This window comes from Haloactinospora alba (assembly GCF_006717075.1).
GTDB classification, from domain to species: Bacteria; Actinomycetota; Actinomycetes; order Streptosporangiales; family Streptosporangiaceae; genus Haloactinospora; species Haloactinospora alba.
Window position 1 is genome coordinate 491,895 of record NZ_VFQC01000001.1, and the last position, 21,591, is coordinate 513,485.

General features: G+C 68.4%; 35 protein-coding genes and 1 tRNA gene. All 36 read left to right on the forward strand.

All coding sequences use genetic code 11. The annotated features are described in order from the left end of the window. Positions 1-6 precede the first annotated feature (6 nt). The 36 genes from FHX37_RS02310 (at position 7) to FHX37_RS02475 (ending at position 21,576) form a co-directional block, all read left to right on the forward strand. Complete coding sequence (locus FHX37_RS02310; protein WP_141921820.1) at positions 7-975, forward strand: hypothetical protein; 969 nt, start codon at positions 7-9, stop codon at positions 973-975. Between the two features lie 2 nt (positions 976-977). Beyond that, complete coding sequence (locus FHX37_RS02315; protein WP_141921821.1) at positions 978-1,436, forward strand: hypothetical protein; 459 nt, start codon at positions 978-980, stop codon at positions 1,434-1,436. A gap of 145 nt (positions 1,437-1,581) precedes the next feature. Further along, positions 1,582-1,908, forward strand: coding sequence for a hypothetical protein (locus tag FHX37_RS02320; RefSeq protein ID WP_141921822.1), 327 nt, complete (start codon positions 1,582-1,584; stop codon positions 1,906-1,908). Next, positions 1,905-2,288: a hypothetical protein gene (locus FHX37_RS02325; protein WP_141921823.1), complete on the forward strand. Its 384-nt coding sequence runs from the start codon at positions 1,905-1,907 to the stop codon at positions 2,286-2,288. Before FHX37_RS02320 ends, FHX37_RS02325 begins: the two co-directional genes overlap by 4 nt. Further along, a complete protein-coding gene (locus FHX37_RS02330; protein WP_141921824.1) occupies positions 2,285-2,671 on the forward strand; it encodes an HNH endonuclease in 387 nt (128 codons plus the stop codon). Before FHX37_RS02325 ends, FHX37_RS02330 begins: the two co-directional genes overlap by 4 nt. Beyond that, entirely contained in the window at positions 2,668-3,387 is a 720-nt protein-coding gene (locus tag FHX37_RS02335; protein ID WP_141921825.1) for a hypothetical protein, read from the forward strand. Before FHX37_RS02330 ends, FHX37_RS02335 begins: the two co-directional genes overlap by 4 nt. 3 nt (positions 3,388-3,390) lie before the next feature. Continuing rightward, positions 3,391-3,627, forward strand: a complete 237-nt coding sequence (locus FHX37_RS02340) for a hypothetical protein (protein ID WP_141921826.1) — start codon at positions 3,391-3,393, stop codon at positions 3,625-3,627. Continuing rightward, on the forward strand, positions 3,624-3,899 hold the full coding sequence (locus FHX37_RS02345) for a hypothetical protein (RefSeq protein ID WP_141921827.1): 276 nt from the start codon (positions 3,624-3,626) through the stop codon (positions 3,897-3,899). Before FHX37_RS02340 ends, FHX37_RS02345 begins: the two co-directional genes overlap by 4 nt. Further along, the gene (locus FHX37_RS02350; protein WP_141921828.1) at positions 3,896-4,642 is read left to right on the forward strand and encodes a DUF7341 domain-containing protein; all 747 of its coding nucleotides are present in this window, start codon (positions 3,896-3,898) and stop codon (positions 4,640-4,642) included. Before FHX37_RS02345 ends, FHX37_RS02350 begins: the two co-directional genes overlap by 4 nt. Positions 4,643-4,673: 31 nt before the next feature. Next, positions 4,674-4,823, forward strand: a complete 150-nt coding sequence (locus tag FHX37_RS22695; protein WP_170181484.1) for a hypothetical protein — start codon at positions 4,674-4,676, stop codon at positions 4,821-4,823. Next, positions 4,820-5,200, forward strand: coding sequence for a hypothetical protein (locus tag FHX37_RS02355; protein ID WP_141921829.1), 381 nt, complete (start codon positions 4,820-4,822; stop codon positions 5,198-5,200). The genes FHX37_RS22695 and FHX37_RS02355 overlap by 4 nt, the downstream gene beginning before the upstream one ends. Continuing rightward, positions 5,197-5,418 (forward strand): hypothetical protein, encoded by a 222-nt coding sequence (locus tag FHX37_RS02360; RefSeq protein ID WP_141921830.1) that lies wholly within the window; start codon positions 5,197-5,199, stop codon positions 5,416-5,418. Before FHX37_RS02355 ends, FHX37_RS02360 begins: the two co-directional genes overlap by 4 nt. A gap of 13 nt (positions 5,419-5,431) precedes the next feature. Further along, positions 5,432-5,668 carry a hypothetical protein gene (locus FHX37_RS02365; RefSeq protein ID WP_141921831.1) on the forward strand — a complete coding sequence of 79 codons (237 nt, stop codon included), beginning with the start codon at positions 5,432-5,434 and terminating at the stop codon, positions 5,666-5,668. Further along, positions 5,661-6,008, forward strand: a complete 348-nt coding sequence (locus tag FHX37_RS02370) for a hypothetical protein (RefSeq protein ID WP_141921832.1) — start codon at positions 5,661-5,663, stop codon at positions 6,006-6,008. The genes FHX37_RS02365 and FHX37_RS02370 overlap by 8 nt, the downstream gene beginning before the upstream one ends. Further along, positions 6,005-6,580: a DUF6221 family protein gene (locus FHX37_RS02375; protein ID WP_141921833.1), complete on the forward strand. Its 576-nt coding sequence runs from the start codon at positions 6,005-6,007 to the stop codon at positions 6,578-6,580. Before FHX37_RS02370 ends, FHX37_RS02375 begins: the two co-directional genes overlap by 4 nt. Next, positions 6,577-6,936 carry a hypothetical protein gene (locus FHX37_RS02380; RefSeq protein WP_141921834.1) on the forward strand — a complete coding sequence of 120 codons (360 nt, stop codon included), beginning with the start codon at positions 6,577-6,579 and terminating at the stop codon, positions 6,934-6,936. Before FHX37_RS02375 ends, FHX37_RS02380 begins: the two co-directional genes overlap by 4 nt. A 147-nt stretch (positions 6,937-7,083) precedes the next feature. Then, positions 7,084-7,153, forward strand: a tRNA-OTHER gene (locus FHX37_RS02385). A gap of 103 nt (positions 7,154-7,256) precedes the next feature. Further along, on the forward strand, positions 7,257-8,834 hold the full coding sequence (locus FHX37_RS02390; RefSeq protein ID WP_141921835.1) for a TROVE domain-containing protein: 1,578 nt from the start codon (positions 7,257-7,259) through the stop codon (positions 8,832-8,834). 594 nt (positions 8,835-9,428) lie between these two features. Beyond that, positions 9,429-9,731, forward strand: coding sequence for an HNH endonuclease (locus FHX37_RS02395; protein ID WP_141921836.1), 303 nt, complete (start codon positions 9,429-9,431; stop codon positions 9,729-9,731). Between the two features lie 261 nt (positions 9,732-9,992). Then, on the forward strand, positions 9,993-10,598 hold the full coding sequence (locus FHX37_RS23805; protein ID WP_141924964.1) for an HNH endonuclease: 606 nt from the start codon (positions 9,993-9,995) through the stop codon (positions 10,596-10,598). Between the two features lie 8 nt (positions 10,599-10,606). After that, entirely contained in the window at positions 10,607-10,903 is a 297-nt protein-coding gene (locus tag FHX37_RS02405) for a hypothetical protein (RefSeq protein ID WP_141921837.1), read from the forward strand. Further along, positions 10,884-12,347 carry a hypothetical protein gene (locus FHX37_RS02410; RefSeq protein ID WP_141921838.1) on the forward strand — a complete coding sequence of 488 codons (1,464 nt, stop codon included), beginning with the start codon at positions 10,884-10,886 and terminating at the stop codon, positions 12,345-12,347. Before FHX37_RS02405 ends, FHX37_RS02410 begins: the two co-directional genes overlap by 20 nt. Continuing rightward, positions 12,347-13,768 (forward strand): phage portal protein, encoded by a 1,422-nt coding sequence (locus FHX37_RS02415; RefSeq protein ID WP_141921839.1) that lies wholly within the window; start codon positions 12,347-12,349, stop codon positions 13,766-13,768. The genes FHX37_RS02410 and FHX37_RS02415 overlap by 1 nt, the downstream gene beginning before the upstream one ends. Then, the gene (locus FHX37_RS02420; RefSeq protein ID WP_141921840.1) at positions 13,765-14,733 is read left to right on the forward strand and encodes an HK97 family phage prohead protease; all 969 of its coding nucleotides are present in this window, start codon (positions 13,765-13,767) and stop codon (positions 14,731-14,733) included. The genes FHX37_RS02415 and FHX37_RS02420 overlap by 4 nt, the downstream gene beginning before the upstream one ends. A gap of 59 nt (positions 14,734-14,792) precedes the next feature. Further along, positions 14,793-16,250: a phage major capsid protein gene (locus tag FHX37_RS02425; protein ID WP_141921841.1), complete on the forward strand. Its 1,458-nt coding sequence runs from the start codon at positions 14,793-14,795 to the stop codon at positions 16,248-16,250. Continuing rightward, a complete protein-coding gene (locus tag FHX37_RS02430; RefSeq protein WP_141921842.1) occupies positions 16,228-16,863 on the forward strand; it encodes a hypothetical protein in 636 nt (211 codons plus the stop codon). Before FHX37_RS02425 ends, FHX37_RS02430 begins: the two co-directional genes overlap by 23 nt. After that, positions 16,860-17,921, forward strand: coding sequence for an Lsr2 family DNA-binding protein (locus FHX37_RS02435; protein ID WP_141921843.1), 1,062 nt, complete (start codon positions 16,860-16,862; stop codon positions 17,919-17,921). The genes FHX37_RS02430 and FHX37_RS02435 overlap by 4 nt, the downstream gene beginning before the upstream one ends. A gap of 3 nt (positions 17,922-17,924) precedes the next feature. Next, on the forward strand, positions 17,925-18,485 hold the full coding sequence (locus tag FHX37_RS02440; RefSeq protein ID WP_141921844.1) for a head-tail connector protein: 561 nt from the start codon (positions 17,925-17,927) through the stop codon (positions 18,483-18,485). A gap of 16 nt (positions 18,486-18,501) precedes the next feature. Continuing rightward, on the forward strand, positions 18,502-18,954 hold the full coding sequence (locus FHX37_RS02445) for a hypothetical protein (protein ID WP_141921845.1): 453 nt from the start codon (positions 18,502-18,504) through the stop codon (positions 18,952-18,954). A gap of 18 nt (positions 18,955-18,972) precedes the next feature. Next, the gene (locus FHX37_RS02450) at positions 18,973-19,293 is read left to right on the forward strand and encodes a hypothetical protein (protein ID WP_141921846.1); all 321 of its coding nucleotides are present in this window, start codon (positions 18,973-18,975) and stop codon (positions 19,291-19,293) included. Further along, positions 19,293-19,640, forward strand: coding sequence for a hypothetical protein (locus tag FHX37_RS02455; RefSeq protein WP_141921847.1), 348 nt, complete (start codon positions 19,293-19,295; stop codon positions 19,638-19,640). Before FHX37_RS02450 ends, FHX37_RS02455 begins: the two co-directional genes overlap by 1 nt. Then, complete coding sequence (locus FHX37_RS02460; protein ID WP_141921848.1) at positions 19,633-20,049, forward strand: hypothetical protein; 417 nt, start codon at positions 19,633-19,635, stop codon at positions 20,047-20,049. The genes FHX37_RS02455 and FHX37_RS02460 overlap by 8 nt, the downstream gene beginning before the upstream one ends. After that, on the forward strand, positions 20,049-20,579 hold the full coding sequence (locus tag FHX37_RS02465; protein WP_141921849.1) for a hypothetical protein: 531 nt from the start codon (positions 20,049-20,051) through the stop codon (positions 20,577-20,579). Before FHX37_RS02460 ends, FHX37_RS02465 begins: the two co-directional genes overlap by 1 nt. Beyond that, positions 20,576-20,740 carry a hypothetical protein gene (locus FHX37_RS22700; RefSeq protein ID WP_170181485.1) on the forward strand — a complete coding sequence of 55 codons (165 nt, stop codon included), beginning with the start codon at positions 20,576-20,578 and terminating at the stop codon, positions 20,738-20,740. The genes FHX37_RS02465 and FHX37_RS22700 overlap by 4 nt, the downstream gene beginning before the upstream one ends. A 99-nt stretch (positions 20,741-20,839) precedes the next feature. Beyond that, positions 20,840-21,199: a hypothetical protein gene (locus FHX37_RS02470; RefSeq protein WP_141921850.1), complete on the forward strand. Its 360-nt coding sequence runs from the start codon at positions 20,840-20,842 to the stop codon at positions 21,197-21,199. A gap of 32 nt (positions 21,200-21,231) precedes the next feature. Continuing rightward, the gene (locus FHX37_RS02475) at positions 21,232-21,576 is read left to right on the forward strand and encodes a hypothetical protein (RefSeq protein WP_141921851.1); all 345 of its coding nucleotides are present in this window, start codon (positions 21,232-21,234) and stop codon (positions 21,574-21,576) included. The last annotated feature ends 15 nt before the right edge of the window (positions 21,577-21,591 follow it).

A 21,591-nucleotide genomic window follows, 5' to 3' on the forward strand; every position in this document is an offset into this window, starting at 1 on the left:
CGATAGGTGACCTGGTTCAAGGTGGACGACAGCTTCCACAGTCACCCCAAAGCGCTGGCGGCGAGCTTGGCAGCGCTCGGGCTGTGGTCCGTGGCGGGTGCCTGGGCGGGAAACCATCTCACTGATGGCGGCATCCCCGACCACGTGGTCCCACTGTTGTCCCGCGGCCAACCCGAGCTGGCGGATGAGCTGGTCGCAGCGGGGCTGTGGAAGCGGGTCGAGGGGGGATACCAGTTCCACGAGTGGGCCGAACGCAACCCGTCCCGGAGCGATGTGGAGGCCACCCGATCGCAGTCGTCGTCGGGGGCGATCGTCGGTAACCACCGGCGGTGGCATGTCGCTAAGGGGATCGTGAAGTCCGACTGTCCTCTTTGCCAGGAAGAACAGGAACAGGACAGCGATCGGGGTACCGATCGGGGGGCTGACAGTGACCCCGATCGCACCCCGAATCCTCCCGGCCCGTCCCGTCCCGACCCGGCCCGTCCCGACCCGAGTGATGACACCAGGCGCCAGGACCCGTCTGGGGGTGTGGGGGGCGACGCCGACGCTGACGCGTCCGGCCAGACGGACACCACCAAGCCAACGAAGTCGACGAAGAAGAAGACCGACCGCGGTCACCGGTTGCCCGACGACTTCGCAGTCAGCGAGGAGATGGCCGCGTGGGCTCGGGAGAACGCCCCGAGCTGCGGCAGAGCCGATCATGAGGCGTTCTGCGACTACTGGCGATCGGTCCCCGGCCAGCAGGGCCGCAAGCGCGACTGGGTCGCCACCTGGCGCAACTGGATGCGCCGCGAACACGAACGGCGAACATCCCGCACCAGCCACACCCGAGCCCGGAGCTCGACGACCGACGACCGTGCCGCCCAAGCGCTCGAAGCGGGCCGCGAAGCCCAGCGCGAACGCGAATCCCACGAATCCAGCCAGCACGAGATCCAACAGCAGCAGGCACTGGCCGCCCTCACAGGAGGAGGTTGACCATGGACGAAGAACAGGTCGGAGCGATCCTCGCGGTCGCGGCCACCTACGACTCCCGGACCACCGGCCGCAGTGACGTACTCGCCTGGCAGCAAGTCATCGAGGACCTGCCGTTCGAGGAGTGCCGCGACGCGGTGATCCGGTGGTACAGCACCAGCCGGCCGCGGCGGATCCAGCCAGGCGACGTGCGTGACGCCGTCCGCGCCGCTCGCGCGGAACGCCGCAACCACGCGGCGTGGGATGCGGCCCGTCCCCCGGTGGACCCGGATGACGTCGACGCGTACCAGCAATGGCTGCGGGACGGTGCTGCGGCAGCCGCCGACGCACCTCCAGGGGCCAAGGCCCTGGCCGCCCGCCGCAGTGGTGGCCCGCCCGAGCATGTGCGCGCCCAGCTGGACCGGGTGCGTGCCCAGTGCGCGTCGGGGTCCGAGTCGGGGGCGACGCGAGGAGGCACCCGGTGATCCAGCTGACCGACGCCCGGCACATGCTCCCACCACCACCGAACCGTGGCGACCGGTCGCCGTCGTGCGCCACCTGCCACCGCCCCATCCCGGCCGGCCGGGTGCGGCACCGTGCCTGCCTCGACGCACTCCGGAAGGAGAACCGATGACCACCAAGCGCACGCTCCCCTCCCTGCCCAGAGAGATCAACAGCGTGCCGGTCGCCGAATGGACCCGATGGAAACGCGCCGTGGTCATGTCCCACATCGACCCCGGCTGCCCCACCTGCGGCGACTCCGGCCCGTCGTGCATCGCCCTGGGCTACGAGCACTACCGAGGCAATGAGTCCGGGCTGATGTACCGGTGGAACGCGCACCGGTGCCCGGCGTGCGACGAGATCACGATCTACGAGCGCCGCACCGACCCGGACACGCTGCGGCGGTACTCGGCGGAGGTCGCCTACTACCCGCCGCGCCGTGAGGAGGACCGGTGACCGAGTGGCGAGACACCATCGGCGACCTGCGCCGCCAACTCCGCGAACTCCTCGCGGAAGCAGATACCACCGAGCTGCCCACGCCCGACCGGATCAACCCCTCCGACCACCCCATGCCCGGCCCGCAGTGGGAGATCACCGCACCCCACATGTACGGACGCCGCGCCGCCCTGGACCGATGGCTGGTCCGTTCCCTGAGCGACGCCAGTCTCGCTGACGCGGTGTACCTGTCGACTCCCGACGACAGCCACGTGGAGGACGTGCAGGCCCTGCGGGTCGATGAGGCGCGCCGGGTGGCGATGGCGCTGCTGGCGGCGTGCGATCACGCCGATGGCACCCGGGAGGGCGTGGCCTACCTCGCTGACCGGAGGCGGACATGAGCGGCCCCACGAAGGCGACACGAGCGCTCGTGTGGGAGAGGGACGCGGGCCGGTGCGCCCGGTGCGGGCTTCCGATCACCCGCGAGTGGAGCCTGCACCATCGGGTCCCGCGCGGCGCCGGAGGCTCCCGCCGCCCCGAGCTCAACAGTCCGGCGAACTTGGTGCTGCTGTGCGGGTCAGCAACCTCTCCGAAGGGGTGCCATCTGGCTGTGGAGTCTGACCGGCGCGACGCCCAACGCACCGGCTACCTCATCAGCAAGCTGGTCAACCTCGACCCGGCCGAGGTGCCGCTGCTGTACCACGGCGCCTGGTGGGTGCGCCTCGACCACCACGGCGGAACCACCGTCCATGCCCATCCCGCCCCAGGAAGGAACCACCGATGAGTGAGATGCACGACCTGCGACGCCGACTCGAATCCCACCTCGAACGCGGAGGCGGCCTCGATGCAAGCCGTGAGGCATCCCTGGCCGAACAGCACGCCCGCCTGGCCACCGACGTCATCGAACCCGAGATGACGAGGCTGATGGATGAACGCGACGCCGCGCGCAAGCACGCCGCCTCTCACGTGTGCGGCCACACCTCCCCGCGCCCTGGAGACGGCGCCCTGGAGGCAGCGCTCGAAGCGGCCGACGACCACATCCAGGCCCAGCTGGACGGGCGCCCCGAGACTCAGTGCCCCGGGCTGCGCGCCACGGATCACGCGGTGCTGCAGGCCGCCATCCGGCAGGCCGTGAGCACCTACCTCGACTGGTCCGCCGCCGACCCCGACCAGGCCGCCCTGAAGCAGGAGGTGGCACGGCTGCGGGCCGTCAACTCCGAACTGAAGAACGATGCCCAACTCGCCCGCGACAACCAGCACTTCCGCACGGCGGCCATCATCGCCGCGGTCATCTGCGACACCGAGCACGGCAACGGCGAGGTCGACGGGAGCATGCCGCACTTCGACCTCGCTGGTCGCATCCTCGACGAGGTCGGGATCGACGGTCATCTGCAGGATCGCGAACACCAGATCAGCGACCTTGTGGAGCAGATCGCGTCCCTCCAGTACGAGCGTGACGCCGCTCTGACCCGCGCCCGCGAACTCGCGCAGGAGGAATGACCTATGGACATCGCCCTGATCGCCGTTGTGGCAGCGCTGCTGTTCACCCTGGTGACACTGATATCTGCGCTGGTGGGGTACCACTTCCGGGCCACTGCCCGTATCCACCGCCGCCACGCCGCCGAGCTGCGTGAGTTCGCCGACGCGTTCGAGCAGATGAGGCGCGACTACGACGCCATGACCGAACGGTGGCAGGAGATGGCGGCACAGATGCGCCAACGCACCGGAGGCAACTCATGACCAGCTCCCAGTGCATCCACGACGACGCCTGCCCAGTCGAGTCCTCCGGGGTCATCGTCGCCTGGCTGTGCCCCGACTGCGACACCCAGCTCGGCGCCGACTTCGGCAAGGAACTCCAACGACGCCGCGACGACGCCGCCTTCCGCGCCGCATGCACCCACACCGACGTGTACGACGTGACCACCCACGGCGACACCCGAGGCCGCGGCGTCTGTACCCGGTGCGGCCAGGACATGCGTGAAACCCCTGCCGGTGGATGGGAGCCCACGTGACCGATGACAGCACCTACCTCGCCGACCTCGTCACCGAGTTCGTGGACGGGTGGCGCGAACGCGTCGAGTACGGGGTGCGGCTGCAGCTCCACACCCAGGCGTGCCAGGCGCACCGGGCCGCACTCCCCACGGGGGCGGCCCGTCACCACCAGTGCCGGTGTCCCAGCCGGGCGGAGGCCCGCGTCGCGCCGGTGCACCAACCCGGCCTGCTTGCTCAGCTCCGAGCGGTACGGGAACCCGCCCGGGGCGGCGATACCGACGGCGGCCGCACCCAGCCGGGAAGCAAACCACCCGGAAGCCTGGCGGCCGCGGACCTCCTCAACCACATCCGCCAGGACGCGGTCTCCGCGCGGATCCTGTTGCGTGACGCCAACAACCTGGACACCGGGACGCCGCGCCCGCTGGTCGAAGAACTCCGCGGACTCGTCACCCTTGCGAGCACCCTGCCCGATGAGCACCCGGCTGTGACCACCGTGATCACCCAGCAGCGCCGCAACCGCAAACAGGGCCGGGTGCTGCTCGGCTACGACGCGCCCGCTCGCCAGCTGCGTGATGTGGTGTGCCCAGACTGCGGCGGCACCCTCACCGTCCCCTCCGACGCCGACGGCGACGTGCGCTGTGTCGGCCCCGGCGCGGTCGAAGGCCCCGCCGAACAGGGGCGCGCCTGGCCCGTGCGCGTACCCGGATGCGGCAACCTGTGGCGCCGCCACGAATGGATCACTCTCCTTGACCACGCCTCATGACACACCACCCCGAACACGAAAGGATGACCCCATGAGCGAGGACCGCGGCCTGGCCGCGTGGAACGACGATGAGCTACACGGGCTCCACATCCAGAGAGTCGACGCGCAGCGTGCGGCGGCCATCGAGCGCGACGCGATCCGGCACCTATGTCTGACGATGCCGACGGGAGGCGCCCGATGAGGCTGCTCAACACCATGCGGGCGATGATCCGCGACGCAGCCAAGATCCCGCAGCGCATAGCCCTCGGAGTAGCTCTCCAGGCCGGCCACCGCACCCACCACTTGTTCACCGATCCCGCAGACATCGACGACGAGGCCCTGTGCTGGCGCTGCGGTGTCACATGGCCCTGCCACACCCTGGCCTCCCTCGTCGGCCTGATGGATGCCACTGTGCGGCGCAACATCGCCCACGAGGTGATGGACGTCCACACCTGGGGTGATGGACTCGCGCAGCCAGCAGAGCAGTGCCGGGCCTGCCCGCCCGGCACCGCCTGGCCATGCGCCCACTGGGACCGAGCCGCGGACGTCATCAACGAGAACAGGGAGGTCCGGTCATGACCCTCTGGATCAAGATCGACACCGCCGACACCGTCACCCGCAACCGCGCCACCAACGCCCTCGGCGCGATCCTCACCCTCGGCGGCGGCGCACTGGCCGCGTGGCTGTGGACCCTGGGCAGCTGGTGGATCGCCGGAGCCATCCCGTGCATCCTGGTCGCTCTAATCGGAGTGGTTGGGTTCTTCGCCGACCTGCAGAAGAAAGACCGTACCGACTAAGAAAGGCCACCGCATGACCGAACCGTGGAGCGAGACCGACCCCCGGTACACGCTGGCAGAGGCCGAGCGCGAGTTGGCACACCGCAAATGCCGGAACGAGGGCCACGACCTCGAACTCCTTGACCATCGCACTATGGGCGGCGACCACGCGCCCACCGGCGTTCACTGTGACCGGTGCGGTCGACACTGGCACATCAGTCCCGGAAGCGGCGGCATTAACCTCGGAGAGCAGGAAGCTGAACATGACTGAACCGTGGAGTGGGGACGCCCAATACACGTACAAGGGGTCCGTCGCCGTCCGCCTCAGCGACGGTCGCGAAATTGAGGCGGACGGCGATCTTCGGCTTGGATGCGATTCGGACCCGTCCGCCCGTGTGTTCCTTTGGTATTGGGGCGGAGACATCGCTTTCGGCGAGCTGTCGGACGCCCGTCAGGCGTTCAAACAAGACGAGATTGAAATCATCATGCCGGACGGGACGGCACGATCGGCGGTCCCGGTGGCCGTCAACCCCCCGGAACCCGCTGTAGAGATCAGCGGCGCCGGTCCCGCCCCATGGGATACCGGCATCGACGGAGCGGAGGATTCGTGACGATCGTGGAGTTCCTCCGGGCACGGCTACACGAGGACGAGGAGGCAGCGCGAGACGCCGTGACCATCGTAGAGTTCCTGGCCGAGCGCCTCGACGAAGACGAACGGGCGGCGCGTGCCGCAATCGATCCCGAACGACCCGGCACGCACTGGCAGTGGATCGAGCCCTCCGACGACACCCCAGCCGAACCCGAGGACGGGTACCTGCGCGGCGCGTCGCTGCGCACCGTGGAGCGTTTCCCGACCTACCTCACCGAGAACTATCCCGAGCTTTACCAGGATCGTGACGGGCGCCTCCCCGCATTCGTCATCGACACCGCTGACGAACTGAGGTCTGGGGCTGCCGGCCACATCGCCCGCAACGGCCCCGCACGGGTGCTGGCCGAGGTCGAGGCCAAGCGGCGCATCGTCGCCCAGCATGCTCCCGTCCCCGTCAACTTCGGCGATGAGTACACCTGCACTACGTGCGCTCACTCGCCCACTTCGAAGGATCCGCAGCCATGCGGAACCCTCAAGCTCCTCGCTGCGGTCTACGCGGATCATCCCGACTACCGGAAGGAGTGGGCGCCGTGAAGGGCGATCGCCCCATCCCGGACCGCCAGTCCACGCCCCAGGAACCGCCCCCGCCGCTGCGCCGCCCGACCAGGGAGGACTACGCACGGGGCGGCGTCATCCCCGGCGCTGGCGCCACATCCGAGCGGTACATCGCCTTCGATCGCCACGTCAGCCCTGAGCACCGGCGCCGCTTCCTAGAGGAGGAGTTCGCCCGCCAGACGTGCAGCCACGAAGACGCGGCCCCCGTCGAGAGCATCGTCGACGGGGAGCTGCTGGCATGGCTGTGCCCCGACTGCGACACCCAGCTCCCGGCCGACCGGCGGGCATGGGCCGACCCGTACAGGCGCCCGCTCAACCCCGCGCCCAACCATTAGTGGTCAACCCAAAACCCAGCCCCCGCTGCCGCCCCTTTCCTGCTACTGTGCCACCAGCACCTCCCGGTGCGCCGACTCCGGTTACTTCTTGGCTGAATCACACCGGAGCCACCAAGATCTCGGGAGGACACAACTTCAGACGATGCGCCCGGTGCGCAGGAGACGGCTACTTCGCCTTGAAAGCGGGTGGTTGCGGGTTCGAATCCCGTCGCCGGTTCGCCGGTGTAGCTCAATGGCAGAGCGCCTACGTACCGTCCCCGCCTTGATCTCGGGCGCATCACCTGAAGAAGGCTCCTCCCCGCGCGGAAGGAGCTCTCTTTATGGCCAAGTTCAACACCGCCGGCGCCCGCCCCTCGGGACGCGGCCCCATCGCCTCCGAGCAGGCCCCCTCGGGGCGCACGCATGAAGGCGCGCCCGGATACGCCCGCGACACCCGCTCGGAACTGTTCCTGCTCGCGGTGTCCAACATGGTCGGAGAGCAGACCTTCTACGAGGACGCCGACACCCGCGACACCCGGTTCCGCGCGCTCGCCCGTGAGATCGCGGTGTCCGACCCCGAGTGGTTCACCGGCTTCGGCGGTTGGCTGCGCGGCGAAGGCAACATGCGCACCGCCTCCATCGTCGCCGCCCTGGAAGGCGCCAAGGCCCGCACCGACGCCGAGGAGCACGGCCACTCCCGCCAGATGGTGGCCGCGGCCCTGCAGCGCGCCGACGAGCCCGGCGAGGCCCTGGCCTACTGGACCACCCGCTACGGCCGGACCGTCCCCAAGCCCGTCAAGCGCGGCATCGCCGACGCCGTTGGACGCCTGTACAACGAGCGGTCGATGATCAAGTACGACACCACCTCGAAGGGGTTCCGCTTCGGCGACGTCCTCAACCTCGTCCACGCCTCACCCGACGCGGCCAAGCCGTGGCAGGGGCACCTGTTCCAGTACGCGCACGACCGGCGCCACGACCGCGGCACCGTGCCCGATCCGGACACGCTGCCGGTGCTGGCCCGCAACCTCGCGTTCCCTGAGTTCCTGGAGGCTGACCCGACCATCCTCCTCGACCCCGACGAGCTGAAACGCGCCGGACTGACATGGGAAGCGGCGCTGTCGATGGCCGGCGACAAGGTCGACAAGACCAAGCTATGGGAAGCGTTCATCCCATCCATGGGCTACATGGCCCTACTGCGCAACCTCCGCAACTTCGACCAGACCGGAGTCTCCGACGAAGTCGCGCAGCAGGTCGCCGCCCGGCTGGCCGACCCCGAGCAGGTCGCGCGCTCCCGCCAGTTCCCCATGCGGTTCCTCGCGGCCTACCGAAACGCCCCGAGCCTGCGGTGGGGCCACGCCCTGGACAAGGCGCTGCACGCGTCCCTGGGCAATGTCCCCGAGCTGGGAGGCCGCACGTTGGTGCTGGTCGACCGGTCCGGATCCATGCAGTCGCGGCTGTCGGAGCGCTCGGACCTGAACCGCGCCGACGCCGCCGCGATCTTCGGGTCCGCACTCGCGATGCGGTGCCAGAACGCCGACCTGGTCGAGTTCGGCACCCGGTCAGCGCCGGTCACCGTGGCCCGCGGGGACTCGCTGCTGCGCGTCATCGACCGGTTCAACTGGATGGGCGGAACCAACACCGCCGACGCGGTGCGCGCCCACTTCCGCAGCCACGACCGCGTGGTGATCGTGACCGACGAGCAGGCATGGGGCGGGTGGTACGGCAGCGACCCGACCACGCAGGTGCCGGAATCGGTGCCGGTGTACACGTGGAACCTGGCCGGGTACCGGTACGGTCATGGCCCTTCGGGTGAGGGCAACCGGCACACCTTCGGCGGCCTGTCCGACGCCGCGTTCCGCATGATCCCACTGATCGAAGCGGGACAGCGGGCCGCGTGGCCGTGGGAGCAGACGGCATAAGCCGACCGGCGTGCACATCGACTCGCGCCCGCCCTGACCATCAGTGATCATGGGGGCATGAGACCGCGCCTCGTCGACATCCACGCCGCCGCCGCATGGACCGGACGCCCGGTGCGCACCCTCTACCGGTGGCACCACACAGGCCGCATCACCCGATGGGCACGTCGTGGCACCCGCATGTTCGATCTCCGCGAGCTGCCGGAGAAGTCGAGTCCGTACCAACGGGCACCACAAAAGGTTGGCGTACAGACCCGCCTACCTGCTTGACCCTTGTGGCACTCTAGAAACGTACAATCTCATACCTGTACCTGAACGCCCCTGGTCACACCGGGGGCGTTTTCATGCTCCCCGTTTGGCGGGCGGGGACGCGGTCGAGCGCCCCGGGCCTATCTGACGCCTGGGGCGCTCCCGCACACCATCCCGGCCACCACCAACCAGGGACCCGCCGCAACTGGGAACCCGGCGTCACCCACACCGGCCTTCGCTACCCCACACCACAAGCCCACCGCCCACACCCCACCGCAACTCAGCGCGAACTACTACCGCGGCTCAACCACACACAGCAGCGCGCCACCCACGAGCGAGGTGACACCAGTGACCACGCTCAACCACAACTACAGACAAGGACGCTCCGGCAGACCACTCGCACGCGCCAAGGCTCGACTCAAGCGCGAAGGCAGCAACGTCTGCTGGTTGTGCGGACGCAGCATCGACGTGAGCTTGCCGTCGACGTCGCCGATGAGCTGGACGCTCGATCACGCGATTCCACTCAGCGTTCGACCTGACCTCGCGCTCGACCCGAGCAACCACCGCGAGGCACATCGCCGCTGCAACTCCACCCGCGGCAACCGCACCGATGTCACCTGGCCCAAACAGGCCAACAGCCGCAACTGGTAGGCCACCAGGGCCAGGGCAGGCGGGGGCAGAGCACCCACACCCACACCCCACCGCCCATACCCCCTACCCCCACCCCCATACGGGGGGCCATGACCAGCGGAAACACGATTCTGATTGAGCCCGCCGCCCACGTGATCACGCCCCCCCTCAACTTTCAGGACCCCAACTCTGGTCATCCGGCGGCTAGCTACCGTCGGTAGGAAGGCTCCAGTTCTCCCGGACTGGGGCCTTCCGTATATCCGGGAGAAACCAATGCCTCGTATGTTGCCGTGTTCGGTGTGTAGCGCGTTGCGCTACGTCGGAGAAGGATCGCTCGCTGACGAGTCCGTGATCTGCCGTGATTGTCGTCGGAAAGCGCGGGAACGGACGTGCTTATGGTGCGGAGCCTTGTTCGTAGCTTCCCGGCCAGGTCGGGGGTCCTATTGTTCTCGGGCGTGCTGCGGGAAGGCGAAGAACGGAACGACGGTCTCTCCAGCAGTGATTCGCCCCCGGCCATGCGCCGATTGCGGCGCGGAGGTACGTAACTCCGCGAACACCCCGCTGTGTGAAGGGTGCGCGAAGATACGAGAGAGCGCGCGGTGTGTCCGCAAGAATCGGACGCGGCGCGCTCTGCAACGCGGAGCGCAGGCGGAACGTTACACGCTTGAGGAGATCGCTTCCCGCGATAAACGCACCTGCCAGTTGTGCGGCAAGCGCGTCGCCATGGCCAGGAAGTATCCGGATCCGAAGTCGCCAGTCATCGACCACATCATCCCGATCGTCGAAGGCGGCGACGATGTTCGTGCGAACGTCCAGCTCGCTCACTTCGTGTGCAACTCCCGTAAGGGAGCTCACCCTGCGGGGGAACAGCTCGCGCTGATCGGCTAGGAGGCGCTGTGGTCGAGGACAAGATTCGCGCGGAGCTGGAATCTCTCGGCGCTCCACAGCACGAGCCGGGCCTGTGTGCACTGGCGATCACGTTGGCCGCGCGCCTGGATGAGGCCGGCAGCCGGGATTCGTCGGCGCTGTCGCGGGAGCTGCGGGAGACCGTCGCCAAGATCAAGACCTCAGTGCAGAACGCGGAGACGGGGAAGGAGTCACGCCTTGACGATCTCGCCGCCCGCCGCGCTGCTCGGGCATCAGGAACCGCGGATTCTGAGCTCCCCACCTCGGGTGAGCACGGCGGGGGATGACGCGATCGAGGTCGCCACGATGGCTGGCCTCGACCTGGATCCGTGGCAGAAGCTCACGCTACGCGAGGCCCTGGGCGAGCAGGAGGAAACGTTCTACAACGAGCTGCTCGGGCAGCACCAGCGCAAGTGGGCGTCCTTCGAGGTGGGCCAGGTCGTCAGTCGGCAGAACGGCAAAGGTGGGGTTATCGAGGCCCGCGAGCTGGCTGGCCTGTTCGCCTTCGGTGAGCGGGTTCTGATTCACACGGCCCACCAGTTCGACACCTCGGCCGAGGCGTTCACCCGGATCCTGACCCTGATCGAGAACACCCCGGAGTTCGACGCTCAGGTGAAGAAGGTCTCGCATTCCCACGGCAAGGAGGGGATCTTCCTTAAGTCAGGGCAGCGGCTGCTGTTCAAGGCGAGGTCGAAGGGAGGGGGCCGCGGGTTCTCCGGCGATGTCGTCTTCCTGGACGAGGCCATGTTCTTGCCGCCAGAGGTTATGGCCGCTCTCATGCCGACCTTGTCGGCGCGGCCGAACCCACAGATCTGGTACCTCGGGTCGGCCGGAAACAAGGAGAGCATCCAGCTCGGTCGGGTGCGAAACCGTGCCCTGGCCGGTGGTGACCCGTCGCTGTGCTACCTGGAGTGGTCGGCGAACGCGTGCGGGCAGCTCTGCCCCGAAGAGTGCGAGGACCACGACCGGCGCGATGCCCCGGAGACGTGGGCACGGGCGAACCCGGCGTTGGGAATCCGTATCAGCGTGGACTACGTCCGCAACGAGTTCCGCTCGCTCGGCCACGCGGAGTTCGACCAGGAACGCCTCGGTGTAGGTGATTGGCCCTCCGAGGGTGAGGGGTGGCAGGTCATCCCTGAGGACGCGTGGACCGCGCTCGTTGATCCGGGTTCGCAGCCGCGCAACCCGGTGTGCTTCAGCTTGGACGTGAACCCCGAACGCAGCATGGGCGCGATCGGGGTGGCGGGTGTGCGCCCGGATGGGCTGTACCACGTCGAGGTCGTCGACCACCTGCCCGGCGTCACCTGGATGGTGCCCCGCGCCCTGGAGCTGATCGAGAAGTGGAAGCCGGCTGCGGTGGTGGTGGGCAACTTCGGACCGGCCGCCAGCCTTATCCCTGACCTGGAGGCCAAGGACGTGACGGTGATCAAGGCCAGCATGAACGAACGTGCCGCAGCCGCTGGGGGATTCGTCGATGCCTGCGTGCGGCCGTCGTCGGCTCCGGATGGGTGGCGGTCGACAGTGCGTCATCTCGATCAGGGGTCACTGACGGGTGCGGTCTCGTCTGCGACCGCTCACCAGGTCGGCCGGGACGGAGCGTTCGTGTGGGGGCGGGACACGCCGTCGTCAGACATCAGCCCGCTGGTGGCCGCAAGCCAGGCGCTGTGGGGCTACCGCAAGTTCGGGAGGAAAGAGTCCCCGAAACCGTTCGCGCTGGTGGGGAGTAGTTGATGGCCCGGTGGTGGCAGCGGCTCCTCGGCCGCGGCGGCGAACCTGAACACACTGAGCAGCGCGGCACCACGCAGGATTGGGTGGATGCGGTGCTGGCCGCCCAAGAGGCGGGCGTGCTGCAGACGACCATGGGCACCCTCGATGAGGAGCAGGTCGGCTCCACCCTGTCCGGGCTGGTCAAAAGCAACGGTCCGGTGTGGGCGTTGACTCTGGCACGGATGCAGGTGTTCTCCCAGGCGCGGTTCCAATGGACGCGTTTCGAACGCGGGGGAACCGGGGACCTGTTCGGAAGCCCGGAGCTCGGTGTTCTGGAACGGCCCTGGCCCGGCGGTACGACCGCGGACCTGCTGGCGCGGATGGAGCTGGACGTCACCAGCGCGGGTAACGCCTACGTGCGACGGCTGCGGCGCGGCCGCACCTCGCGGCTGGTCAGGCTGCGTCCCGACTGGGTGACGATCATCCTCGGGTCGAACGAGGACCCGGACCATCCCGCCGATGCCGCCGATGTGGAGCTCCTGGGGTATGCCTACATGCCCCGCGGTGACCGCGGCGATCGGATGATCTTCTTGGAGCCGGATGAGGTGGCGCACTACGCCCCCTACCCGGACCCGGATGCGGTGTTCATCGGGATGTCGTGGATCACGCCGGTGATCAAGGACGTGATCGGCGACAACCTGCAGACCGACCACAAGAGGGCCTTCCTGCGCAACGCGGCGACGCCGAACTCGGTGATCAAGTTCGACTCCAGTATCTCGATGGAGCAGGTCAAGGAGTTCAAGGAGCTGTTCGAGGCCGAGCACCAGGGCGCCGCCAACGCCTACAAGACCTTGTTCTTGGGTGGCGGTGCGGACATGACCCCGGTCGGCAAGGACTTCCAGCAGTTGGAGTTCGCGGTCACCCAGGGCAAAGCTGAATCGAGGGTTGCTTCTGCGGCCGGTGTTCCTCCGTCGTGGGTGGGCTTCAGCGAAGGGCTTCAGGGCAGCGCGTTGAACGCGGGCAACTTCACGTCCGCGCGGAGGCGGTTTTCCGACGGCACGTTGCAGCATCTCTGGAGTAACGCCGCCACCAGTCTGGAGACGATCCTCACCCCGCCGGATGACCGTGCGGCGCTGTGGTTCGCCACCCGCGGCATGCCGTTCCTCGCGATGGATGCCCAAGATCAGGCGTCGGTGCAACAGCAAGAAGCGAACACGATCGTGGCGCTGGTCAAAGACGGATTCACGCACGAGTCGGCCGTAGATGCGGTGATCAACCAGGACTGGACACGGCTGGCACCCCACACCGACGAGCAAGGCAGGCCGCTGATGAGTGTCCAACTGCAGCCGCCGATGTCCAGCGACCAGAACGACGACGGCAGCGGCGGCGATCCGGATAACGGAGATGGAGAGCCCGGCCCCGCGCCGGCCGGAGGTGGCACATGAGCCAAACAGTGGAGCGGCGTGCCGAAGTCCCGCCGCGCGACGACGTGCTGCGCCAGGCGCCATTCGCGCTGCGCGCGGCCGACACCCGCGACGACGAGCCGGGCGACGGGTTGACCTTGGATGGGTTCGCCGCCGTATTCAACCGCGAGTCGATCATCGACTCGTGGGAGGGGCGTTTCCGGGAAAAGATCTCCCCGGGGGCGATGAAGAAGAGCTTCCGGGAGAACCCTCCCAGGGTCCAGTTCGACCACGGCCGCCACCCGCTGATCGGCAGTATTCCGATCGCGTCGGTGGAGCGCATCGCTGAGGAGACCGACCCCGACCTCGCCCCGGAGGGCGGGGCGCACGTGGTGGGGCGCCTTCACGACAACTGGCTGATCGAGCCCGTCAGGGACGCGATCGCGGCCGGGGCGGTGGACGGCATGTCGTTCCGCTTCGGCGTCGTCAGGCAGCGGTGGTTCGAGGCCTCCGGTAAGGAGATCCGCGACGAGGAGACGCTGCGCGAGGCGCTCATGCGGACCTGGATGGAGGATCTGCCCGACGACGAGCTGATCCTGCGCGACCTGAAAGAGTTGCGCGTCCCGGAGGTCGGGCCGGTGGTGTGGCCGGCCTATGACGACACCTCGGTCGGGGTGCGCTCGACAACTATCGACCTGGGGCGCTTGGACGACCCCGACACCCGAAGAGAGCTCGCGCGCGCCGTGCTACTGGCCGACGCGATCGAGCAGGAGCCCGAGCAGGAGGAAGAGTCGCCGCACGCCACCGAGCCTCGCGACGAGGATTCGGCCGGCGAGCACGACGAGACCCCTGCCCGCGAGGCTCCACCCCAAGAAGAAAAGGAAGACGACGAGCCGCACGCCACCGCGAGGACCACTCCTCCGGCCGGCACGCACTCGGTCTACATCGGCGGCGCGCCTGGTGCCGACTGGTACCTACCTCCGCCCGATAACAACCGCCTCTACTGAGGCGCTGACCGAACCCGAACCCCGCCGTGAGCGGGGTTTTTGCATGCCAGGAGGCAGTGATGGGAACCCCAATCCCTGACGAGGAACCCCGGTCGATAGAGGACCGTGAGGCGCGGATCGCTGAGATCGACGAGCGCATCGCCGAACTCGACGCCGAGTATTCCGGAACCCGCATGGCGGATGAGGCCCGTGAGGAGTGGAACAGTCTCAACTCAGAGCGGGACAATCATCTGACCACGGTGCAGGAGATGCGGGCGCGGCGTCAGCGGCTGCAGGAGGTCTCGCGGACCCAGCCCAACGCTGGTGAGCGGGCCGATGCCACAGCGCAGGCCCCGTCGTTCGTTAAGAGTCGTGGTGCGGACATCTACGAGATCTCGCGGCTGCGAGCGGATTCCTCCTCTGAGGAGGAGTACCGGGACAAGCTGCACGACAACGCGCGCCGCGCCATCGAGCGGGCGAAATTCCCGCCCGACGCCGGACGGTCCCGAGAGGATGTAGCCGAGCACGTCGAGGATCTGCTCGCGCGCACCGACTCGCGTGACGGGTGGCTGGCCAAGCGCATCCTCACGACCGGTAATCCGGTCTATGACCGGGCGTTCGGTAAAGCGGTCATGCACGGGCCGCACACCTGGACGGCGGAAGAGCAGCGGCAGATGGCCCTGAGTCCGGACTCGGCTGGTGGTTTCGCTGTGCCGTTCCAGTTGGACCCGACTGTGATTCTGACGAGCGATGGTTCGACGTCGCCGCTGCGGCAGATCGCCCGGGTGGAGCAGATCACGTCCAAGACGTGGCAAGGCGTCACCTCGCAGGGGATCACGGTGTCGCGGTCCGGGGAGGGCGCCGAGGCGGACGACGACAGCTTCACGATCTCCCAGCCCGAGGTGACGCCGTCCCGGGTGATCGCGAACGTTCCGTTCTCCGTGGAGGTGGACCAGGACTGGCCGCAGCTCCGCTCGGAGATCAGCCGTCTGCTGATGGACGCCAAGGAACGCGAGGAGGACAGCTCTTTCGTCACCGGCGACGGGTCGGGCAACAACCCGAACGGTGTCGTGGCGACGCTGGCCGCCAGCTCGGAGGTGCTCGACGGCGGCAGCTTCGACGTCGACGACCTCTACTCACTGGAAGAGGCGCTTCCCGTCCGGAGCCGCGGACGGGGACGGTTCTTGGCGAACAAGAGCGTGTACAACGACGTGCGCAGCCTGTCTACCGGCTCCGATGGTGGCGACCTGTGGGTGCGCCTCGGATCGGGCCAGCCGAGTGAACTGCTGGGCTACCCGGCGCACGAGGCATCGGCCATGGCCGGGTCCGGCACCGAGGGCAACAGGTACCTGTTGTTCGGCGACTTCAGCCAGTTCCTGATCGTGGACCGGCTGGGGATGACGGTGGAGCTGCAGCCCCACGTGCTCGGCAGCTCGAACCAGCGGTGGACCGGTCAGAGGGCGGTCGTCGCGATCTGGCGTAACTCCAGCCTGGTGCTGGCGGACAACGCGTTCCGTGTGCTGGTCAACGGCACCTGAGCCGAACCGGGGCGTCGACGGGGCGCCCCGGTGCGCCGTCGTCGGCACCGGCCGGTGCGGCACCGGCTACATGGCCCGACTGCTCACCGCGGCCGGTGTCGACTGCGGGCACGAGCAGTGGTGGACACCGGTGGCTCGCCGGCGCCGCCCGGGCCTGGAGGCCGACAGCTCATGGATGGCGCTGCCCGACATCGAAGCAGGCATCTGGCGCGGTGCGGTGGTGCATGTGGTGCGTCACCCGGTGGACGTTGTGTCCTCGCTGGTAGGGATCGGGTTCTTCGCCGGCCGCGGCCGGCCGGAGTATCTCGCCTTCGCGCTGGAGCACGAGCCCACCCTGGTCGGTCGGCCTGAGATGGAGGCTGCGGTGGAGTGGTGGGTGCGGTGGAACCGCCGGTGCGCGGCCGTCGCCGACATGACCGTGCGTGTGGAGGACCTGCCCGACCGGGCAGATGATCTCGAACCGGCCGTCGGCCGGCTGGGTCACCAGCGTCCCGACGTGCCGCGCGATGTGAACCACCGCAACCGCGCCGCGGTGGACCAGGCCGCGGTGTGGCGCCTGCTTGACGGCCGCGCCGAACCCGTCGGCTACGGCGGGGGTGGCGCGTGCGGGTGAGCTACGCGATCCGTGCCCACCCCGACCGGGCCGACCTCGTCGCCGACCTGCTCGCCCGGCTCGGCCTCGACGAGACCCACGTGGTGTGGGACCGGTGGGGCGACAGCTGGGACACCGGCCGCAGGGCGTGGCAGGCCCACGACCCGGATGCGGACTGGCACCTGGTCATCGAGGACGATGCGATCGTGAGCCGGGACCTACTGCCCGCCGTCGAACAGACCGTGGAGACTCTGCCGGAGCAGTCGGTGCTGTCGCTCTACCTCGGTCGTGAAGGCAGCCGAGGCATCGCCGCCGCAGCCGAGCGCGCCACCACCCGCGGGGCCGCATGGGTGCAAGCGCCCCACCTGGTATGGGGAGTGGCGATCGCCGCCCCGACGGCTTCCATCCCGGCGATGCTCGACTGGTGCGACCGGCTGGAGTGGCCGTCGCGCGTGTACGACACACGTCTGGCCGCCTACTACCAGCACCGCGCCTGGCCCGCCTGGTACCCGGTGCCGTCGTGGGTTGACCACGGTGGGGCGCCCTCTCTGCTGGGGCGGGGCGCGCGCCGCCAGGCGCTGGCCTTCGTCGGCGCGGATGCCTCAGCGCTGGAGGAGCTCGGCCGGGACGGCGGTGTCGTCCGCGCCCGCACGCGAACACGCAAGGAGACCACTGTGTCAGACACCGATCTTGTCATCGCCAAGACCAGCGCTGTGGTGCGCCACCACGGCCGCCGCGCGGTGATCCAGAAGGGGACCACGGTCGCCGAGAAGGGGGCCGACATCGTGCGCGATCACGAACACTTGTGGGAGCCGATCCGGGTGGACTACCCGGCGGAGCAGGGATCACGCGGCCGGCGGGTTGAGGACACCACCGCCGCGCCCGGCCAGGTCCGCGAGGCAGACACCACCGTGGCCGCCGCGCCGAAGGAAGAACCCACCACGGAGGCACCGGCGGAGCCGACCACGAAGCAGGTCCGCCGGTGGGCCAAGGAACAGGGCTACGAGGTGCCCAGCTCCGGCAAGCTCCCCGAGGACCTGGTGGCCGCCTACAAGCGGGCACACGGCGGCGGGTGGTAACCGATGGCCATCGGAGACCCGTACGCCAGCCTGGCGGAGCTGAAGGCGCGGCTGAGCATCGTCGATACCGAGGACGATGACGCGCTCAACGGGGCGCTCGCCGCCGCGAGTAGGGGCGTGAATCAGTTCTGCCAGCGCCAGTTCAACAAGTCGACCACGGCCAGCGACCGCCAGTTCGCGGCGACCACATCGACGCTGCTGCTGGTGGACGACTTCCACACCACCACTGACCTGGTGATCGACGGAGACCCCTACGACTCCGGCACGCACACGCTGGAACCGCTCGGCGGGATTGTCGACGGCGAACCCGGCTGGCCCTACTGGCGCATCCGCGGCGCGGACTTCTCGGGCGTGGTGGAGGTGACCGCCCAGTGGGGGTGGGCTGAGGTGCCCGAGTCGATCACCGAGGCCACGCTGATGACGGCGATCGAGATCTTCAAGATGAAGGACAGTCCCTTCGGTGTCCAGGGCAACGCCGAGATGGGACTGATCCGGATCCGAGAGAACCACCGCGTATCCCAAATACTTGCGCCCTACCGGCGCCGGGCCGTGGCGGTGGCGTGATGACGAGGGGGACCTGATGGCCTCAGTGTCGGCGGTGCGCCAGGTACTGGCGGCTCGGCTGGAGACGATCCAGGGTCTGCGGGTTCGTGAGCACGTATCCGGCGAGATCAGCCCGCCGGCGGCGGCGATCCTGCCCGGCATCGGAACCGAGACCTCGACCGGCCGTCCGGCGATCGAGTACGACAAAAGCTTCGGACGCACCGCGCACAAGTTCAACTTCCTGATCAAGGTGGCCGTTTCCACCTCGCACAACGAGGCCGGCCAGGCGGCGCTGGACTCCTACCTCGCCTCCGAAGGTGAGAACTCGATCAAGGAATCCATCGAACGCCGCATGGACGCCCTGGAGCTCGACGGCGACCACATCGCCGACTACGCGCTCGTGCCGGGGGTGGTCCACTACGGGCTCATCCAGTGGGGCGGAGTCGACTACCTCGGCGCTGACGTGCACGTCGAGGTCCAGGCGCGGTGACTGAACTGAGAGGACATTATGGCTCTGATTACGACACACACCATCAGCACAGACGGTGGTGCGCCGACGTTCGGCGCCGCTGACAACGCGGACACGGCCGAGACGGGCAGCACGAACGTGCTGGTGGTGAAGAACGCTTCCGCCTCGTCGGTGGACGTGACGATCGCGGGGCAGGGGACGCTGGCGTCCGGCGCGGACTACCCGGATCGGGTGTACACGGTGGCGGCGTCCGAGGAGGCGTGGATCCCACTCCTGTCGGTGTATCGCAACGTCGACGGTGAGGCGGAGCTCTCCTACGAGGCGACGGCCGATGTGACACGTGCGGTGGTGAGGCTGTGATGGCCCCGCCCCGTAGGAGGCGCCCGGAGGCTCCGGCTCCGGAACCGGCGCGGTACGGCACCTATGTGGTGGTCGGCCCGCACCCGGTTCTTGGGAAGAAGCGCGGCGAACAGGTGGAGCTGGAGGAGTCCCACGCGGCCCGGTTGATGCGTGCGGGCCATGTGGAGCCCGCCCCACCTCCGGATCCGGATCCGCCGCCGAAACCCAAATCGAAGAAGAAGCCCGCAGAGCCCCGCCAGAGCGCGGGGCTTTCTCATGCCCAGGACCAGACGGTCCCGGATCCCAAGGACGAGTCGTCGGCCGAGCTCCGGCCGCAGCAAGAGGTGAAGGAGGCCGGCGATGGCTAAGCCCATTGTCCTGAAAGACTGCTTTATCGAGGTCGACGGCGTGACGCTGTCCGACAACTCGAACCAGGTCACGGTGAACCGCAGCAAGAACGAGGTGGAAACCACCTCGTTCGGGTCCGGCGGCACCCGGCGCGCCCACGGGCTCGCCGATGACTCGTTCGAGATCCAGTTCATGCAGAGCTTCGAGCTCGCCTCAGTGGATGCGACGCTCTCGGATCTGCAGGAGAACGAGACTGAATTTCCGGTGGTGGTGCGGCCCACGAGCGACCCGGTGGGCTCCTCGAACCCTGAGTACTCCGGAACCTGCATCTTGCTGGAGTACACCCCGTTGGACGCTTCACCGGGTGAGCTGTCCGAGATCTCGGTGACGTTCCCGGCGCAGGGCTCCATCGCGCGGGCCACGTCCTGATGGCGCGTAGTAGCCCGCCTCCTCTTGAGGTGGAGGTGGGCCGCGAGGTCGCCCGGGTCGCCAAGGAGCTGCGGGCTGTCGACAAGAAGCTGCCAACGAAGTTCCGCGCCGAGCTGCGCAAGGCCGGCAAGAGTGGCGCCGACCGGGTGAAGTCCGAAGTCAAAAGCCTGCCCGTGAAAGGCGTCTCCGGCGGCACCTCGGCTCACCCGCACAAGCGGCGCCAGCTCCGCCGGCGGGTGGCCCGCGGTGTACGGGTGCGGGCCAGCACGAAGCAGGGCATGCGGATCGTTACCGCGATGCCCGAGGCCGAGCAGAGTGTGATCCCACGCGGGTTGGATTCGGCGACCCGGCACAGGGGCGGCGGGTGGCGTCACCCGGTGTTCGGTAATCGCGACGTGTGGGTCGACCAGACCGGCGGGTCGTGGTTCTTGGAGCCTTTGGGTGAGATGCAGCCCGACGTACAAGCCAACGTCCGGCGTGTACTCGATGACGCCGCTGAGCAGGTGGCGGCAGCGGGAGGCAGCCAGTGACAGCACCGGTGCCGACCCGCGAGGAGGCCCTGGCGACCGCGGCCCGGCTGCTGCGTGACGCCGAGATGATTCAAGACCGCGGCCTGATGGAGCTCTACACCGAGATGGCCAACGGGTGGTTGTCGCTGGCGTCGGTGCTCCAGGACGCGGAGTCCGCGTAAAGCGTGGCTCGGCCGGGTTCTCGGGTCCCTGGTCGGGCCACTCACTCAGACCCGAGAAGCCCCGGAAGGAAGCCCCGAGATGGCCCGAGGAGAGACCCGATGACCAGCAAGCAGAACGCCACGATCACCAACATCGACTACGACAAGCCACCCGAGGACGCCGCGGAGGCCGCCGAGGCTGAGGCCGAGGACCGGCGCCACGTCCTCCAGGTGCCCACCGGCGACGGCGAGAATCTCGAACTCGTGCTGCCCAAGCGGTGGAAGCGGTTCAAGTTCATGCGCCGCATGAGCTCCGGCGACCTGTGGGGAGCGATCGAGGCGATCGGTTTCGCCGAGGAGCAGCTCGACCGGCTCGAAGAAGCTGACATCAGCGAAGAGGAATTCGAGCAGGCGGTGCGCACCCTCGGTGAGTCGCTGACCGGCAAGTCTGAGGGAAAGTCCTCGAACTCGAAGGACTGATCCCTGACGAGCTGCTCCAGCTCGCCGTGTTGGTGAGCGAGCACTCTGAGGACGTCGAGGCCGACCTCGCGCGCTACTACCCACGCGACGCCGACCAGCTCAACGCGTTCTTCCGCGGCGAGATGAGCATCCGGCGGCTCCACGTCCTCGTCTCCCGACTCCCGCGCGATTCGGCGACCCACGCCGTGCGGGTCGGCGGGCGCGGCCACGCCGACTGGGACGACCACACCGAGCTCATGGCCGGGGTGATCGAGGAGCTGCGCAGGTTCCAACTGCTGTTCCGCCAGGCGAATACCGACCCGAAGAAGAGCCACACGCTGCCGCGGGACATCGACTACGTGCCGCGGCCCTGGAACGACGAAACCACACCTGAATAACGCCGAAGGAGGTGA